Source organism: Bradyrhizobium sp. BR14999 (genome assembly GCF_056106085.1).
Window position 1 is genome coordinate 7,965,432 of the sequence record NZ_CM148536.1, and the last position, 18,316, is coordinate 7,983,747.

Consider the following 18,316-nt stretch of genomic DNA (forward strand, 5'->3'; position numbering starts at 1 on the left):
ATGCTCTGGGCCTGCTGCTGCTTGCACAAAGCTGAAGGACAAGCTTGGGCAGCGGTTGCCTCTCTGATCGGGACTTAGGTCAACTAACCTTCGGATGTGCCTCGGAGCGCAATTTGAACAGCTTTGCGAATTCGCTCACCTTGGCTGGGGGCGATGCCATCCAAGTGGTAAATCCGGCATAGCAGGCCGTTGATGCGCCTTACGATAACGCGGTTACCGGAATGCCGGTTGCGCGCGCGCACCAACTGACGCCGCACCTCGATCAGGTCAAGGCGACGAAACGCTCTTGATCGTACCATGTGAGTTGGACCTTCCGCACGGGTGCCAACGCTCTCGTTTGATTCCGGGGTCGAACGATCATGGGCTTCAAAACAGATTCGGCGCCGACCGCACAATCTGTTTGCAGTTAATTTACGATGTGTTATTAACACAAAATTAATTAATTTCAATTTCTGAGTGGGGCACTATTTGAATACCCCATTAAACCAAAAGCTCGATGTTGCCGGATCTGAGGTCGCTTGGGAGTCCTTCAGCTTCCCTGAACCTCGCCCAGCCAACGCTCTCATCATTCCTGACGCGCATCTCCTGTTCTCGGGTGAATATGCACGTTCGGACCATGATCTCATCATTTCCGATCCCAACCATCGGATCACGATCCCCAATTACTTTCTCGGTGAGAAGCGTTCGCCGCTCAGCTCTGCGGACGGTGCGCTGCTCGATGCAAGAGTCGTTGAAGCTCTCACCGGCTACCAAACCTTTGCTCAAGCCGGAGGAAATGCTGCCGCTGGAAAGGTGATTGGCCATGTCGCCACCATAACGGGCAGCGCCAGCATCGTTCGCAACGGCGTTACTATCGAGGCGAATAACGGGGACGTCGTCTATCAGAACGATATCGTGCAGACTGGAAGCAGCTCTACCCTCGGCCTCGTTCTGATCGACGGCTCAACGTTCAACCTGAGTGCCAACGCTCGCTTCATGTTGAACGAGTTGGGGTATGAGGGGCAGAGTAGTGCGAGCGGTACCTTAGTCAGTCTGACGAGTGGCGCGAACCATTCGCTGTTCACTCTCGTCCAGGGCGCTGCCAGTTTCGTCGCCGGCCAGGTTGCCAAAACGGGTGACATGCAGGTTGCAACGCCTACCGCCGTGATCGGAATTCGCGGTACAGCCGTCCTTCTTAACGTCGATGCGGTGGATGGACAGGTCTCGGTTTCCGTTGCTGATCAGCAAGACGGTCAGGTTCATTCCGTACAGGTCTTCAAATGCGTCCCAACGAACTTGCTTCAAGGCGTTTGTACCGCGGGGGATCCAATCGGGATAGTTACCAGCGACGGTCCATCGATGACCATCACGCCAACCGCGAATTTCGAGGTGATCACCCAAGCCGTTAGTAAGAGCCCAGGCCAGGTTGCGCAGGAATTCAATGCCTTTCAGCAGGTGTTAACGACCTACGATATCGGGAAACAGATCGCTCCAGACACTCCGGCACCTAGCGACGGCAAGCGAGGAGACGTCGATACAAAATCACTGCAGAAGTTCGCTGGGAGCCCGCCACCATCACCCACCGAGGCTCCGACTACCGTTGTTGCGGACGACGTCAAGGGCCAACCTGGTGGCGGCTCGATCACTCCAACTTTTGCGCCCCTCGCCTCCATCACGGGAGGTTCTGCGTCCGCATCGAAACCGCTCGTCCCGACTTTGGATACAACGCAAGCTATCGCCTTGGTGTCGTTGGCGCCTGTAACAATCGCCAATGCAGGTGGGCCAACCAATAAAGGAGGCCAAACGATCAGCGGAACTGTCGATGCGTCCCTCGTTGGAACGACAGTGACGCTGTACGATACCTACAATGGTGTCACCACACAAATTGGAACGGTGACCGTTGGCTCCGGCGGTGTTTGGAGCACGGCAGTCACTCTGGCAGGAGATGGCGACCACAGCATCGTCGCTTTGGACGCTAGCGCCAACGTTAGCACAAGCGTGCCCGTTGTTTTCACCCTCGACACCACGGCACCCGCGGTCGCCATCACGAGCGCGGGCGGGCCAGTCAACCAGGCCAGCCAGACCATCACCGGCACGGTGGGCGTCGCCGATGCCGGCGCCACCGTCACCATCCTGGACGGCACCACCGCGATCGGCACCGCCATCGTGCAAAGCAACGGCAGCTGGAGCAGCGCGGTCACGCTCAACAACGGCCCGAACACGCTGACCGCGCGGGTGAGCGATGCCGCCGGCAACATCGCAACCAGCGGCGCGGTGGCCTACACGCTCAGCACCACCGGCCCGACGGTGACCGAGGCCCTGGTCGTCGACACCGGCACTTCAGTCACCGACCACGTCACCGCCAACCCGGCCGTGAGCGGCACTGGTCTTGCCAACACGGTGGTGCATCTGACGATCGATGGTGTTCTCAGCACCTCCACGGCGACGACCGATGCGCAAGGCGCCTGGTCGTTTACGCCGAGCGGGCTGGCCGACGGACCGCACACCATCGTGGCAAGCCAGACCGACACCTTCGGCAACACCGGCTCGGCGTCGCTGAGCTTCTCGCTCGACACGACGGCGCCTACCGTCGCGATCACCAGCTCAGGCGGGCCGGTCAACCAGGCGAGCCAAACCATCGCCGGCACGGTCGGCATCGCCGATGCCGGCGCCACCGTCACCATCCTGGACGGCACCACCACAATCGGCACCGCCACCGTGCAGGGCAACGGCAGCTGGAGCAGCACGGTCACGCTCAATAACGGCCCGAACTCGCTGACGGCACGGGTGAGCGATGCGGCCGGCAACACCGCGACCAGCAGCGCGGTGGTCTACACGCTCAGCACCACCGGCCCGACGGTGACCGAGGCCCTGGTCGTCGACACCGGCACCTCAGTCACCGACCGCGTCACCGCCAACCCGGCGCTGAACGGCACCGGTCTCGCCAACACCGTGGTGCACTTCACCATCGACGGCAGCCCGATCGCGGCAACCGTGACCACCGATGCGCAAGGCGCCTGGTCGTTTACGCCGAGCGGGCTGGCCGACGGACCGCACACCATCGTGGCAAGCCAGACCGACACCTTCGGCAACACCGGCTCGGCGTCGCTGAGCTTCTCGCTCGACACGACGGCGCCTACCGTCGCGATCACCAGCTCAGGCGGGCCGGTCAACCAGGCGAGCCAAACCATCGCCGGCACGGTCGGCATCGCCGATGCCGGCGCCACCGTCACCATCCTGGACGGCACCACCACAATCGGCACCGCCACCGTGCAGGGCAACGGCAGCTGGAGCAGCACGGTCACGCTCAATAACGGCCCGAACTCGCTGACGGCACGGGTGAGCGATGCGGCCGGCAACACCGCGACCAGCAGCGCGGTGGTCTACACGCTCAGCACCACCGGCCTGACCGTGACCGAGGCCCTGGTCGCCGACACCGGCACCTCGGTCACCGACCACGTCACCGCCAACCCGGCGCTGAACGGCACCGGTCTCGCCAACACCGTGGTGCACTTCACCATCGACGGCAGCCCGATCGCGGCAACCGTGACCACCGATGCGCAAGGCGCCTGGTCGTTTACGCCGAGCGGGCTGGCCGACGGACCGCACACCATCGTGGCAAGCCAGACCGACACCTTCGGCAACACCGGCTCGGCGTCGCTGAGCTTCTCGCTCGACACGACGGCGCCTACCGTCGCGATCACCAGCTCAGGCGGGGCGGTCAACCAGGCGAGCCAAACCATCGCCGGCACGGTCGGCATCGCCGATGCCGGCGCCATCGTCACCATCCTGGACGGCACCACCGCGATCGGCACCGCCATCGTGCAGGGCAACGGCAGCTGGAGCAGCACGGTCACGCTCAACAACGGCCCGAACTCGCTGACCGCGCGGGTGAGCGATGCGGCCGGCAACACCGCAACCAGCGGTGCGGTGGTCTACACGCTCAGCACCACCGGCCCGACGGTGACCGAGGCCCTGGTCGCCGACACCGGCCCTTCAGTCACCGACCACGTCACCGCCAACCCAGCCGTGAGCGGCACCGGCCTCGCCAACACCGTGGTGCACTTCACCATCGACGGCAGCCCGATCGCCGCAACGGTGACCGCCGATGCGCAAGGCGCCTGGTCGTTTACGCCGAGCGGGCTGGCCGACGGACCGCACACCATCGTGGCGAGCCAGACCGACAGCTTCGGCAACACCGGCTCGGCCTCGTTGAGCTTCACGCTGGACACGACGGCACCCAGCGGCGGCACGCCAGATCTGACGGCGGGCTCGGACAGCGGCAGCTCGAACACGGACAACATCACCTCGGCGACCTCGCCGAGCTTCACGGTGGCGCTGAACCCGGCGGCTGCCATCGGCGATACGGTGCAGCTGTTGCTGGGCGGCTCGCCGCTGGCGCATCCGGTCACGCATGTGATCACGGCAGTCGACGTGACGGCCGGCAGCATCAGCCTGACGGTGACTGCCGGCGATCTTGGCGCCGATGGCGCCAAGCAGGTCACGGCACAGTTCAGCGATGCCGCCGGCAACAGTTCGACGACTGCAGCGCTGAGCCTCACGGTGGACACGACGGCCCCCGCGGTCGCCATCACCAGCGCTGGCGGGCCGGTCAACCAGGCTAGCCAGACCATCACCGGCACGGTCGGCGTCGCCGATGCCGGCGCCACCGTCACCATCCTGGACGGCACCACCGCGATCGGCACCGCCATCGTGCAGGCCAACGGCAGCTGGAGCAGCACGGTCACGCTCAACAACGGGCCGAACTCCCTGACCGCACGGGTGAGCGATGCGGCCGGCAACACCGCGACCAGCGGTGCGGTGGTCTATCTTGTGGGCGTGCCCGGCGCCATTCTCGGCGACGCTGGCGACAACATCCTGACCGGGACCGCCGGGAACGATGTGTTCCAGGGCTTTGGCGGTAATGACATATTTAACGGCTTGTCGGGTGTTGATCGAGCGGTCTATGTCGACGCGACCGGGGGCATTACCGCAGATCTGACGACAGGGACCGTGACGGGTCCAGGTGTCGGCACCGATACGTTGATCGGTATCGAAGCCATCCAGGGCAGCAACTTTGCCGACCATTACTCGGCGGTCGGCTTCAGCGGCAATTCCGGGGTGCCTGGTACGCCAATTGGCTTCAACAGTTTCGAAGGCATGGGGGGCAACGATATCATCGTCGGCACGGTCAATCCTTCCGGCGAGAGTCTGACCCGCATTTCCTATGTCAGCGCGACAGCGGCAGTCGTCGTTGATTTCGCCGCGGGAACGGCGAACGGCGATGCATCAGTTGGCAACGACACCTTCACCAACGTCAACTCGGTCATTGGCTCGGCATTTGGAGACACGCTACGGGGCAGCGACAATCCGAACGGTACTTTCGAGCAATATGACGGTCGTGCCGGCAACGATCTGATCGACGGCCGCGGCGGCTACGATTTCGCCATCTATAACAACGACGTCGCCACAGCCACGGGCATAACCGTCAATCTGGCAACCGGAACCGTCACTGGCGATGCGACGATCGGAACCGACACGCTGCGTTCAGTGGAAGCCGTCCGCGGCACCAACTTCGCTGATACTTACGATGCCACCGGTTTCAGCGGCACCAGCACCAATGCCGGATCGAGCGGCACCTTCAACAATTTTGAAGGCATGGGCGGCAACGATACCATCATCGGAAATGGCAACACCCGAATCCAATATACGCAATCAAGCGCCGCCGTAACGGTCGATTTCCTCGCGGGCACTGCGATCGGCGATGCCTCGGTGGGTACCGATACATTCACCGGCGTCAACGCCGTCATGGGCTCGATGTTTGCCGACACCTTTTCGGGCAGCGGCGCCAACGAGAACTTCATGGGCCTTGCCGGCGATGATTTCATCGACGGAAAAGGCGGCTTCGACACGGCGCAGTATGCCAACCTCACCTTCACGACGGGTGGGATCAGCGTTCACCTTGCAGCTGGAACGGTGACAGGCGATGCCTCGAGCGGCACCGACACCTTGCGTTCAATCGAAGCCATTCAGGGCACTAACTTTATCGACACCTATGACGCGATCAATTTCGGCGTCACGGGAGCTATCGATCCCGCTACCGGCCTCCCCTATGCCAACGTCGGCAACAATGGCACCTTCAATCAATTTGAGGGAATGGGCGGTAACGACATCATCACCGGTAACGGCAATACGCGTCTAATCTACGCCAATGCGACCGGCCCTGTGACAATCACTTTCAGTCTCAATGGCTGGACCAGCAGCGCCAGCGGCGCGTCGGGCACCGTGACCGGCGATGGGTCCGTAGGCACCGACACCTTCTCCGGTGTCGGCTCGGTATCGGGATCGTCATTTGCCGACACCATCACCGGCTCGAACAATCCAAACAACACCTCCGAAGAATTTTCGGGTCGCGCCGGCAATGACTTCATCGACGGCAAGGGTGGGTTCGACAGAGCATTCTACAACAACGATGGCTCGGCTTCAGATATTCAAGTCGATCTGGCTTCGGGCGTGGTGACCGGCGATGCGGCTATCGGAACGGACACCCTCCGATCGGTTGAAGCGATCCGCGGGACCGCCTTCGCCGACACTTATGTCGCGACCAATTTCGGCGCCTCCGGGCCAAATATCGGCGATTTCGGTTCTCTCAACGAGTTTGAGGGGATGGCCGGCAATGACACCATCACCGGCAACGGCAATACCCGCATAGCATTCTACAATGCTCTGGATGGGGTGACTGTGGATCTCGCCGCCGGCAACTCCCACGGGACGGCCTCCGGTGACGTCGCAAGTGTCGGGACAGACACGTTCACCGGCGTGAATGCCGCCCGTGGTTCGTCGTTTGCCGACGTCATCCTCGGAGATGCCAATGCCAATACGCTCGACGGCAGGGATGGCAACGACCGGATCGATGGCCGTGGCGGTGCCGATACCCTGACTGGCGGGAACGGCTCTGACACTTTCGTCTATGCCGATGGCGGCGGAGCAGACACCATCACGGACTTTGACCGCAGCCAGGGCGACACCATTGATCTGACAGGTTTGTCCGGCATCTTCACGCTCGCGGACGTTCAATCGAAATCGACGGTGAGTGCCGGCAACACCATAATCAATTTCGGGAGCGGAAATACTCTGACGCTGATTGGTGTGACAAGCCTCCAGCAAAGCGACTTCATCTTTCCGAACGCCACTAACGGCACCTCGGGCTCGGATGTGCTGCTCGGAACGAGCCAAGCGGATGCAATTTATGGGCTTGCAGGAAATGATCGGCTTCAGGGGTTCGGTGGCAACGATCTGCTCGATGGCGGGGCCGATTTCGACCGCGCTGTCTACACCGATGCCACGGGCGGAATCTCCGTCGACCTCGCGGCGGGCACGGCATCCGGTCCGGGAGTGGGCACCGACACGCTCGTCGCGATCGAAGGTGCGATTGGCAGTGATTTCGCGGACACATTCAATGCGACCGGCTTCGCGGGAGCCACCGGTATTCCCGGCACACCCGTCGGGTTTAACGAGTTCGAGGGTCGAGGCGGCAATGACACCATTCTAACTGCCGTAAACTCTCTAGGCGCGGCTCTGACGCGGGTTTCTTATGTGAGCGCCACCGCGGGTGTGACTGTCGATATCGCGGCCGGTACGGCGGATGGAGATGGATCCGTTGGTCACGACACGTTTGTCGGCTCCGGCATTATTGCAGTCTGGGGCTCTTCGTTCGCCGATACCCTTTTCGGAAGCAACAATGGATTCGGCACGATCGAGGTCTTTGCAGGCTTTGCTGGCAACGATGTGATCGACGGCCGCGGCGGCTTCGACCGTGTCGACTATAATAACGATCCGACCACCACGTCAGGCATCACTGTCAATCTCGCGGCCGGCACCCTGACGGGAGACGCCACGGTTGGTAATGATACACTGGTGTCGATCGAAGCTGTTCGCGGTACCAATTTTGCCGATACCTACAACGCCTCCGGGTTTGGCAACACCAGCACGAACTCCGGATCATTGGGGACCTTCAACGAGTTCACCGGCGAGGGCGGCAACGACATCATCATCGGCAACGGCAACACGCGCATCGGATTCAATAATGCGACCGCGGGCGTTGTGGTGGACATAGCAGCCGGCACGGCTACCGGGGACTCCTCGGTCGGAAGCGATACGTTCACCGGCGTCAATGCCATCATGGGCACGATGTTCATCGATTCCCTGTCGGGAAGCGGCATCAACGAGACATTTACCGGGCTTGGCGGCAACGACACGATTGACGGTCGCGGCGGCTTTGATACTGCCAGCTATAACAACATCTACCTTTCGACCGGCAGTGTCACCATTGACATGGCGACCGGCACGGCTACGGGCGATTCCTCGATCGGCGTGGACACGCTGCGCTCGATCGAAGCTATCCAGGGAACCATCCTTGCCGATACCTACGTGGCAACCGGATACGGCCTCTCAGGCGCTCTTAACATCGGCAACAACGGCACCTTCAACCAGTTCGAGGGACTTGGTGGTGACGATTCCATCACCGGCAACGGCAACACGCGTCTGATCTACACCAATGCGACCGGTCCGGTGACGATCACTTTCGGCCTTAATAGCTGGACCAGCACCACCAGCGGCGCGTCGGGTACCGTGACCGGCGATGGGTCCGTAGGCACCGACACCTTCTCGGGCGTTGGCTCCGTATCAGGGTCGTCATTTGCCGACACCATCACCGGCTCTAACAATCCCAATGGTACAGCGGAAGATTTTGCGGGTCGTGGCGGCGATGACTTCATCGACGGTAAAGCTGGCTTTGACCGAGCGTTCTACAACAACGATGGCTCGGCTTCAGGTATTCAAGTCGACCTGGCTTCGGGCGTGGTGAGCGGCGACGCTTCGATCGGAACGGACACCCTTCGATCGGTCGAAGCGATCCGCGGGACCGCTTTCGCCGACACTTATGTCGCGACCAATTTCGGCGTGTCCGGGCCGAATCTCGGCGATTTCGGTACTTTCAACGAGTTTGAGGGGATGGCCGGCAATGACACCATCACCGGCAACGGCAATACCCGCATTGCATTCTACAATGCCCTGGATGGAGTGACCGTCGATCTCGCCGCCGGCGACTCCCACGGAACGGCCTCCGGTGATGCCGCAGGTGTCGGGACAGATGCGTTCACCGGCGTGAATGCCGTCCGTGGTTCAGCCTTCGCTGACCTCATTTTCGGCGATGCCGGCAACAACACATTGGATGGGCAAGCAGGAAATGACGTGATCCAGGGGCGCGGAGGCGCAGACACCTTGATAGGAGGAGCGGGAAACGACCAATTCGCCTTTGCCGCGGTGTCCGACTCTACGGTAGCAAGCCATGATACGATCAGCGATTTCGTTCATGGTGCAGACCTCATCGACACCTCGGCGATCGCGGGAGTAACGAGTGTCCAGGGCTTGCTAAGCGGGAGCGCCCAAGTCGCGGCGCATAGTATCGCGTGGATTCAGAGCGGCACGAATACAATTGTCTACGTCAACAGCTCGGGCGCTGCGCAGAACCAGGGGTCGGCGGATATGGAAATTGTTTTGACCAGCGTCACTGCGAATACTTTGACCAATCAGGACTTTCTTTTCCAGATCTAACGGCGCAATTCTTTGCCCCTCGGAGATCGAGGACAACCCGCTGCGCTACGGTTGTCGTTAGCCGGTCAAGTTCGAAGCACTGCTTCGCGATTGTGCATCGACTGCCTCACAATTGTCATAGCGCTTCCATTGCATCGCAATATAATTCGACTAGCAATCAGGAATGTCAGGCGAACTTTCGATGATCAGGCATGCTATGCGCATGCTGGCCATAATGTATTGCGTTTGCAGCCAGCCAGCCCATTCACACTACGAATCTCAAGCGGTGGCACCTCCGCTTTCATTCTCTCAATTCTGCATTCAATATCCCGGGGACTGCCAGCGCCACGATGACCGCAGGATCCGAGATTTCCGCTCCTCCATTCAACGTTGGCGAGAACTCGCCCAGATCAATGCAACGGTGAATTTCGGCATAGCGGCAAAGAATCCGCCCGCAAGTCGAAATGACGCGGAGTGGCAGATATTCCCTTACGAAGGCAATTGCGGCGACTATGCCGTCACCAAGCTGCTGCGATCCGGCTGGCCCAGCTCATCAGTCCTTCTCGCCGAGGTCATCATCCGAGCAACCGGAGAGCACCACCTCGTGCTGCTTGTGCGTGAGGGAAGAGCGGTCCTTGTCCTCGATAATCTGAGCCCGGTCGTGACGCCGCTAGTCGATGCGCTGGATCGGTACGTCATCGTGCGCGTGGAATCTGGTACAGATCCACAACAGTGGACACGGGACGTCACCGCCTTCTAGCTAGTCTACTGGCCGACTACCGGGCCAAGCCTGAAAGCTGTCATCAATCCGATCCACCCTTTCTCTGGGGAGGACTTTTGGCACACCCGCTGCAGCCGAGCTGCCGTTAATCTAAGCTTGATTTTCGTTCTGTTTAACCCTCCCTAGCCAAGTCAATTCCGTGTAAGCACAGATTTCCATTTTTGGGACTGATATGACAAAGAAGCGAGCACTTATTACCGGCGTCACCGGCCAGGACGGCGCTTATTTGGCCGAACTTCTTCTACAGAAGGGATACGAGGTCCACGGCATCAAGCGCCGGACCTCCCTCTTCAACACCGACCGAATCGATCACCTTTACCTTGACCCGCATGAGCCGGACCCGCCGTTCCGGTTGCACTACGGCGACCTCACGGACTCATCGAGCCTGATCCGGATCGTCGGGCAGGTGCAGCCTAATGAGATCTATAATCTCGCTGCCCAGAGCCATGTTGCCGTTTCGTTTGAGGAACCGGAATACACCGCAAATTCAGACGCGCTGGGCGCGCTTCGGATTTTAGAGGCAATCCGGATCGTTGGCCTGGAGAAGAAGACGCGTTTCTACCAAGCCTCGACATCCGAACTCTATGGCCTCGTGCAGGAGATCCCGCAAAAGGAGACGACGCCCTTCTACCCACGTTCCCCTTACGCGGTCGCCAAGCTCTACGCGTATTGGATCACCGTGAACTATCGCGAAGCCTACGGTATGTATGCCTGCAATGGCATCCTGTTCAATCACGAGTCTCCCGTCCGCGGCGAGACCTTTGTCACCCGAAAAATCACGCGCGCCATGGCGCGGATCCATTTGGGCCTGCAGGAACGTTTGTATCTCGGTAATCTCGACGCGCTGCGCGACTGGGGACATGCCCGCGATTATGTTGAGATGCAGTGGTTGATGTTGCAGCAGGAGAAGGCAGAGGATTTCGTCATCGCTACCGGCAAACAACACTCGGTGAGGGATTTCGTCAACGTCGCGGCCAGCGAGATTGGAATGCGAATTCGCTGGGAAGGCGCGGGGGTCGATGAAAAGGGATACGATGCCAAAACCGGAAAGTGCGTTGTATCGGTCGATCCCAGGTACTTCCGACCGACCGAAGTCGAGACGCTTCTCGGTGATCCTGCCAAGGCGAAACAGAAGCTCGGGTGGGAGCCGAAAACGTCGTTCGAGAGCCTAGTTCGGGAGATGATGAAGGAGGATCTCGAATCCGCGAAGCGGGACGAACTGATCAAGCAGCACGGCTTCCGCTACTTCGCGCGACACGAATAGCCCTGTCTGTGGGTCGACATCGCGATTGATGAGAAGCAAGTAAGCGCTCTCGCGGCGCTTACTGTTGGCTGCTCTTGCCCAAGCGTCGTCATCACGGTGTCATCCCTCTTTAGGCAAGCGAACCGCATCTTCCACCGGCAGTGAGGAATGAGGCGTTAGAGACCGGACCGACGTCTCGCTGCTCTTGCCAAGACGCCAAGGTTTCCGAGGAGATGTCTTGCCGCTATCGCCGCACTCTTGCCTTCGGTGACTTCCTGGAGCTTATACTCAAAGTAGTCGGGCAAGACGCGATCCAGGTCGAAGGGGCTGGTTAGCGAGGAATAACCTGCGGGACAACAATCGCCGCGACAAAAAACGAGAAGGTTCTGTCGATACCAGGGCCGAATTCGGCTGTCGTCATATATCTGCGGTCGGACGCAATCGAAGGCGCTGTAACCATGGCCGCCGAAACGTTCTGCCCAGTAGGATGGCCACTGCTCGTTCAGGTGGTTTCTACCGCCTTGCCCTTTGACTGCAGCAGAGAACAATACGATTGGTGCAGCGGCCACGAGCGCGGAAACGAACTCATTCGCGCTACTCTCGGGCAAATGCTCGGCCACCTCTAACGAACAAGCCAAATCGAATTTGCGGCCGATATCGGTGATGGATCGAAGGTCCATGGATCTGAACCTTTCCGACGGAATTCTGAGCTGATCACGAGGCACATAGTCGCCGTCAATTCCGAGATAATCGCTCACACCGTTCGTAGCGAATTCGTGCAGCCAAGCGCCGACACCGCAGCCGACGTCAACGACCGAATTGACTTTGAAAAGTCGAAGCACCAGTGGGACGATCACCGACGCAGATTCGAAAGACCCGCCTGACTGCTCCTTAAAGAACTGCGCACCGTAATGCTCAGCGACAGACTTCTCCATATCGACACCTCCGGACAACCAAGGCTGCGCCATGCCGGCGCATAACGTCAAGCCCGTCACCAATTGGAGTTTGCAGCAAAAATGTGACCTGTGCGATCGAGTTCCGCATTGCCACATTTGTGGTGCGCGACCTCGGCTCGCGGATCGCACCCTCAACTTCGGGCGCTGCAATAACGCATGCTCTATCGCGGCAATACGTTCGGCTTTCGGAAAAGACCTTCCTCCCTTCTTCAATTGATCTTTCACCGACTTTGAAGCAACTGGGCAACATCGCGTACTTCGTCGAATGCGTCGCCGCTTTGTCGCCATTGTTTCCAACGGAACACTGGCGTGCTTAGCATAGAGCGGGTTGACCTCCCTTCATGTGGAGGTCAAGTTGCCGGGTGGGCTGTTCAGGCGACAAGTACAGGTGAACTCATTATGCTCACAGCGCCGCTACGTTTTGCCGGCCGATTGCGCCGCTACATTTCCCGCCGCCTTTACGGCGATCCCGACTCCTATCTTGAACTATGTTCCGGCGTGATTCATGTCGGGGCAAATGCTGGCCAAGAACGAGAGCTCTATGCCCGACACAAGCTCAAGGTGGCGTGGATAGAACCTGTCCCGGAGCAATTTGAAAAGCTTCGACAAAACATCCGCTCGCTGCCTGACCAGCGGGCAATCAACGCGCTGATCGCCGATACTGATGGCAAGCCCTATACTTTCCATGTCTCGAACAATGATGGCCTGTCATCGTCCATTCTGGATTTGCATGACCACAAGGACATTTGGCCGGATGTGCACTTCGTCCGCGACATAACGATTCGTTCTTCGACGTTGAAAACGGCTCTTGAAATGTGGCAAGTCGATCCCGGGCAATACAATGCCCTTGTGTTGGACACCCAGGGCTCGGAGTTGCTGGTTCTGCGGGGTGCGCAAGAAATCTTGCGGCAATTCAGATTCATCAAGGCCGAAGCGGCGGACTTCGAGTCATACCGGAATTGTGCGACCGTTGATCAAATACGCTCGTATCTGAAAGCTTTTGGCTTTCAGGTGAGACGCGAGGACCGGTTTGCGAAGCGTGCATCTGGTGGCGCCTATTTCGACATCTTGTTCGAACGCGTCTAAGGCTGAGGTCACCGAATGACGCCAACCTGCCGGCTTTGGTCCGAGCGGATATTATCTGCAGATTACTTCCCCGCGCTTGGCGGGTCAGGCCCGACTTCTCCTTCGCGTATCCGCCGACACTAGCCCTTGCCTCGCCGCCGCCCCACGAACAGCCGAAAACGGACAAACTCCCCGAACGAAATGCGTGGTACTGATTGTTCGCGCGTTTCTAGATGCAATGTGCACAGCAATAGACATGCAGCCCGTATCGCGAGCGGCGACCCATTTCAGAGCTGATGTCGAGGGGCTGAGGGCGATCGCAGTTCTATCGGTGGTCGCCTTTCATTACGGAGTTCCGGGCTTAACCGGCGGATTTGTCGGTGTAGACGTGTTCTTCGTCATATCCGGCTTCCTGATCACGCAACTTTTGCTTCGGGAGATAGCCGCGACCGGGAAAGTCGATTTTCTTGGCTTCTATGGTCGCAGGGCTAAGAGACTCTTGCCTGCCGCCTTCGCGGTCACGCTAGCGACCTTGATCATCGGATACTTCGTGCTGGCGCCCTTTGAACAGAAGGAGATGGCCAAGTCGGCCGCAGCTTCAGCGCTGTATGCCGCCAATGTTTGGCTCCTCCGCCAATCCATGAATTATTTCGCCCCCGAAAGTTCGCTCAATCCCTTCCTTCATACGTGGTCACTTTCAGTCGAGGAACAATTTTACTTGGTCTGGCCCGCGTTTCTCCTCATTGTCGGTCGTTTCAGCCAAAAGATCATCCTGCTAGCTTTGCTGATCGTAGTGTTCGGATCGTTCGCTGGCTGCATCTACCTGACCTACGGCAAGCAAGCTTGGGCGTTCTATCTCGCGCCCCCTCGGGCGTGGGAGTTTGGAGCAGGAGCTCTGATCGCAACAAGACCCTTCGAGCGCTGGGCAAAGCAGCATGGCTCGAGTTCAATCGTTGGATGGTTGTCATTCGCACTTCTCATCCTGTCATTCTTTGCTATCGACGGCTTCATGGCGTTCCCGGGAGTAGTTGCCGTTGTTCCAGTGGCAGCTACGGCACTGCTGCTGCTCACGGGGAACAATCCTGCTGGACCGTCGGCTTTGCTCAGGACGTATCCGTTTCAGTTCTTCGGTGCCCGGTCCTACGCTATTTACCTCTGGCATTGGCCGATTGCAGTTCTTGGTACGGTGCTTGTTGGCAGCACGGCACTCGCCAATTGCCTTTTCTTTGTCATGACGATCGTTCTCTCGTCGCTCAGCCTCGCCTGGCTCGAATACCCCATCAGAGCTAGTCACTGGCTGGCACAACGACCTGTACGATCAATAGTCATGGGCGGCGCCGTTACGTTAACCGCCACAATTGCCGGCATCCTTTCGTTCGCGATTGCGCAGTACGTCACGAATGGCGCGCAAGCGAAGATAGTTGCTTCGACTTCGAAATATTCGCTCTCGAGCGAGAGTGGTTGTCTGGCCGGGTTCACCACACAAAGTCCCATCCGCTGCGTGTTCGGCCCATCCAGCTATACAAGGACAATTGTGCTGTTGGGAGATTCTCACGCCGATCAATGGACGACCGCGCTCGCGGCTATTGCCGAACAGAGAGGATGGCGGCTTATTACCTACCTGAAGGCCTCGTGTCCTATAGCCGATATCCCGGTTTCCAAGGTCTACAGTTTGCGACTTCGCCGGCTTTCGCCCCAGTGCGCGAGTTGGCGCGAGCAGGCAATCGCGATGATAAAAACTCAAGATGGCCCGGACGCGATACTGTTGGCGCAGTTTTCGAGCGGAAACGTCAAGGGACCATTCACCAATCTGGGACCTCACGCAGTGAGCATTGAGACCTGGGAGCGTGGATTATTTGGAGCGCTCAAGGAACTCGAACCGGTCAACGCCAAGCTCATTGTGATCCGCGACAATCCCACTCCTTACCACCCGGTCGGCAATTGTCTTGCTCGGGCGGAATGGCGGCGCTTACCATTCAGCACCTGCAGTCGCAGTCTTTCGCTCACTACAAGCAACGAAGTGTTCGAAGCGGAGCAACGTGCCGTCTCGTCCATCAACAACGCGCGCATGATCGACCTAACATCGTCGATTTGCACAGGCTTGGTATGTCCGGCCATTCGCGACGGCATCGTTGTCTATAGAGACGCAAACCATCTCACAGTCGATTTCACACTAGTGCTTATGGATCGTCTCGCCGCAGAACTAACAGCCGCCCTCTGAGGAAGATCGTGTCGGTCAAGCATCGCAGCGAGCGAGACTCGGGTATGAGCGCTCATCGCGGCGCTTACTTCCGGCTAGTCTCGGTCGACAAAACTATCGCAGCGCAGCTGGTTGAGGCTAGGCACCTCAGGGCACACGAACCGCATCCTCCACCGGCAATGCAACGTTGTCGTTAGCGCCTGCCGAGCCGCTTTCCTCTTTCCCAGTTGAGTTGGACTCGCCTGCCATGACTTCCGCCCACCGCCGAACGATGGTCCACCGATCCCATCGCTCGAGGGCGCGCTTTCGTCCTTCATCGCCGTAACGCCGGCGGAGTGCGGGCGACTCACTGAGCTGGCAGACCGCAACTTCCAGAGCGGACAAATCTCCCGGCGGAATCACGAGACCGGCGCCGGTCACTTCCGCCGCCAGCCCCGTACCTTCTTCGGCCATCGCTATGACCGGCCGCGCGGACGCGAAGATCGCACCAAGTTTCGAGGGCAACACCAGATCGGCCGCCTCGGCCTTCTGCGGAATGAGATGAAAATCGGCCGTCGCCATCAATTCGTTGAAGCTCTCGTTGGGCTGAAGTCCGAAAAAATGGACGTTGGAATGTCCGGCGCCCATCTGCTCGAGCCTCGTTTTGTGCGGTCCCTCGCCGGTAAGAATAAAGTGAACATTTGGATGGCTTTGCTCCAAGCTGACCGCAGCCTCGATTACGAGATCGAGCCCCTGCTTGTTCGACATCGTTCCAGAGTAGAGCGCAACAATATCGCCTTCGCCGAGGTTTAACTGCCGGCGGTATTTTGTCATTCGTGATCCGGGGCAGACCGCGCTGGTATCAATCCAGTTTCTGACCTCAAGCGCTTTGTTGGGCGCTAGCCCCTTGATTACCAGGCGCAGCAACATCGCCTCAGAAATAGTTGAGATGCGATCGAATGATTTGAGGATTGCAGCTTCCGTTCTCAACATCCACTTGCGCAGCGAATGGTTGCGCAGCAGACCAAGATCGAATGCCGCGTCCACCTCGAAATCCTGCACATGAAGCCATGATTTGGCGCCGACGCGACGAGCGACGAACGAGACGAAGGCAGCCGACATCAGCGATGGCGCGACGGCGATCATAACGTCTGGTCGCCAGGATAGCGCCTCGAAGAGGACCGGCGCCGCGCTTGTGAGTGCGAACGAAGCGTGATGGACCAGCCGTTTAGCGCCCGAGGGATGTCCGGGCACATAAATCGGCGCACGTGTTACTCGAACACCGCCAACATCTCTCGATCTGAAGTACGACGATTTGAACGCGGGGGGGATCTTCCAGGCCGGATAATAGGGAGGCGCCGTAATGACCCGAACTTCATGACCGTCGGCTGCCAAACTTTCGCAGAGCTCGGCGTTGTATTTCGCAACGCCGATCAGATCTGGGGCATAGTTGATGCCCACCAAGAGAACACGCATAAAGCCCCGCCCAAGTCAAAGTTCAGAATAAAAAGCTTTGTTGTAGTCCAAGTAGTCTACTCAGCGCGCTGCGCTGACTTCCAGATGACGTCCGTAGCCTTCCAAGAAATCTGCGTATGCGGCCGCGAGACCAGCCTGCAAAGCGACGTTCGGTCGCCAACCAAGCCCGCGAATTCTCGAGCTATCGAGCAGCTTGCGTGGCGTTCCGTCAGGCTTGGAGATATCGAACGCGAGCTTGCCTCCGTAACCCACGACTGCCGCTACGGCCGCCGCGAAGTCTGCGATCGATAACTCATCACCACTGCCGACGTTTATCGGCAGGTCGCTCGAATAATTCTTCAGAAGGAAAACGCAGGCATCGGCGAAATCATCGACGTTGAGAAATTCGCGGAGCGGCGTGCCGGTGCCCCATACGGAGACGCTCGGCGCATTGGCGATCTTGGCTTCGTGGAAGCGCCGGATCAGCGCTGCAGGGACGTGACTATGGTCCGGATGATAATTGTCGCCACGGCCGTAGAGATTGGTCGGCATCACCGAGATGAAATCATCGCCATATTGCCGACGATACGCCTGGCACATCTTGAGGCCGGCAATCTTGGCGATCGCGTACCATTCGTTGGTCGGCTCGAGCGGCCCCGTCAGCAATTCGCTTTCGGCGATCGGCTGCTTGGCGTGCTTGGGATAGATGCAGGACGAGCCGAGAAACAACAGGCGCTGCACGCCAACCGTGTGACTTGCGCGGATGACGTTCAATTCCACCGCAAGATTGTCGCAGAGAAAGTCGACCGGAAAACTGTTGTTGGCTGCGATACCGCCGACCTTTGCAGCGGCGTGCACCACTACGTCGGGACGATTGGCCTGCAGCCATTTCAGCGTGGGCTCTTCCTTTGTGAGGTCCAGCTCACGCCGGTCGGCCGTCAGCACAGTGCAATTCTCTGATGCAAGCCTTCGGACGACAGCTGATCCGACCATGCCGCGGTGACCCGCGACAAAGACACGTTTGCCCGTGAGATCGTAGGTTGAAACCCCTGTCATCGTATCCT

General features: G+C 59.1%; 8 protein-coding genes. 5 read left to right on the forward strand and 3 right to left on the reverse strand.

From position 1 onward, the window contains the following. The first annotated feature begins 468 nt into the window (after window positions 1-468). The 3 genes from ACR9YP_RS37175 (at window position 469) to gmd (ending at window position 11,618) form a co-directional block, all read left to right on the forward strand. Window positions 469-9,594, forward strand: a complete 9,126-nt coding sequence (locus ACR9YP_RS37175; protein WP_474218378.1) for an Ig-like domain-containing protein — start codon at window positions 469-471, stop codon at window positions 9,592-9,594. 163 nt (window positions 9,595-9,757) lie between these two features. Next, on the forward strand, window positions 9,758-10,333 hold the full coding sequence (locus ACR9YP_RS37180) for a transglutaminase-like cysteine peptidase (protein WP_474218379.1): 576 nt from the start codon (window positions 9,758-9,760) through the stop codon (window positions 10,331-10,333). A gap of 193 nt (window positions 10,334-10,526) precedes the next feature. Next, the gene (gene gmd / locus ACR9YP_RS37185) at window positions 10,527-11,618 is read left to right on the forward strand and encodes a GDP-mannose 4,6-dehydratase (protein ID WP_370988173.1); all 1,092 of its coding nucleotides are present in this window, start codon (window positions 10,527-10,529) and stop codon (window positions 11,616-11,618) included. Window positions 11,619-11,773: 155 nt separating this feature from the next. Here gmd and ACR9YP_RS37190 read toward each other — a convergent pair whose 3' ends face one another. After that, the gene (locus ACR9YP_RS37190) at window positions 11,774-12,532 is read right to left on the reverse strand and encodes a class I SAM-dependent methyltransferase (protein WP_474218380.1); all 759 of its coding nucleotides are present in this window, start codon (window positions 12,530-12,532) and stop codon (window positions 11,774-11,776) included. Window positions 12,533-12,952: 420 nt separating this feature from the next. On the opposite strand from ACR9YP_RS37190, the gene ACR9YP_RS37195 reads away from it, so the two are divergent. Next, on the forward strand, window positions 12,953-13,639 hold the full coding sequence (locus ACR9YP_RS37195; protein WP_370988171.1) for an FkbM family methyltransferase: 687 nt from the start codon (window positions 12,953-12,955) through the stop codon (window positions 13,637-13,639). A gap of 184 nt (window positions 13,640-13,823) precedes the next feature. Continuing rightward, window positions 13,824-15,839 carry an acyltransferase family protein gene (locus ACR9YP_RS37200; protein ID WP_474218381.1) on the forward strand — a complete coding sequence of 672 codons (2,016 nt, stop codon included), beginning with the start codon at window positions 13,824-13,826 and terminating at the stop codon, window positions 15,837-15,839. Window positions 15,840-15,965: 126 nt separating this feature from the next. Here the strand turns inward: ACR9YP_RS37200 and ACR9YP_RS37205 are convergent, their stop codons facing one another. Then, complete coding sequence (locus ACR9YP_RS37205; protein WP_474218382.1) at window positions 15,966-17,273, reverse strand: WcaI family glycosyltransferase; 1,308 nt, start codon at window positions 17,271-17,273, stop codon at window positions 15,966-15,968. Between the two features lie 60 nt (window positions 17,274-17,333). Continuing rightward, window positions 17,334-18,308, reverse strand: coding sequence for a GDP-L-fucose synthase family protein (locus tag ACR9YP_RS37210; RefSeq protein ID WP_474218383.1), 975 nt, complete (start codon window positions 18,306-18,308; stop codon window positions 17,334-17,336). Window positions 18,309-18,316: the final 8 nt, after the last annotated feature.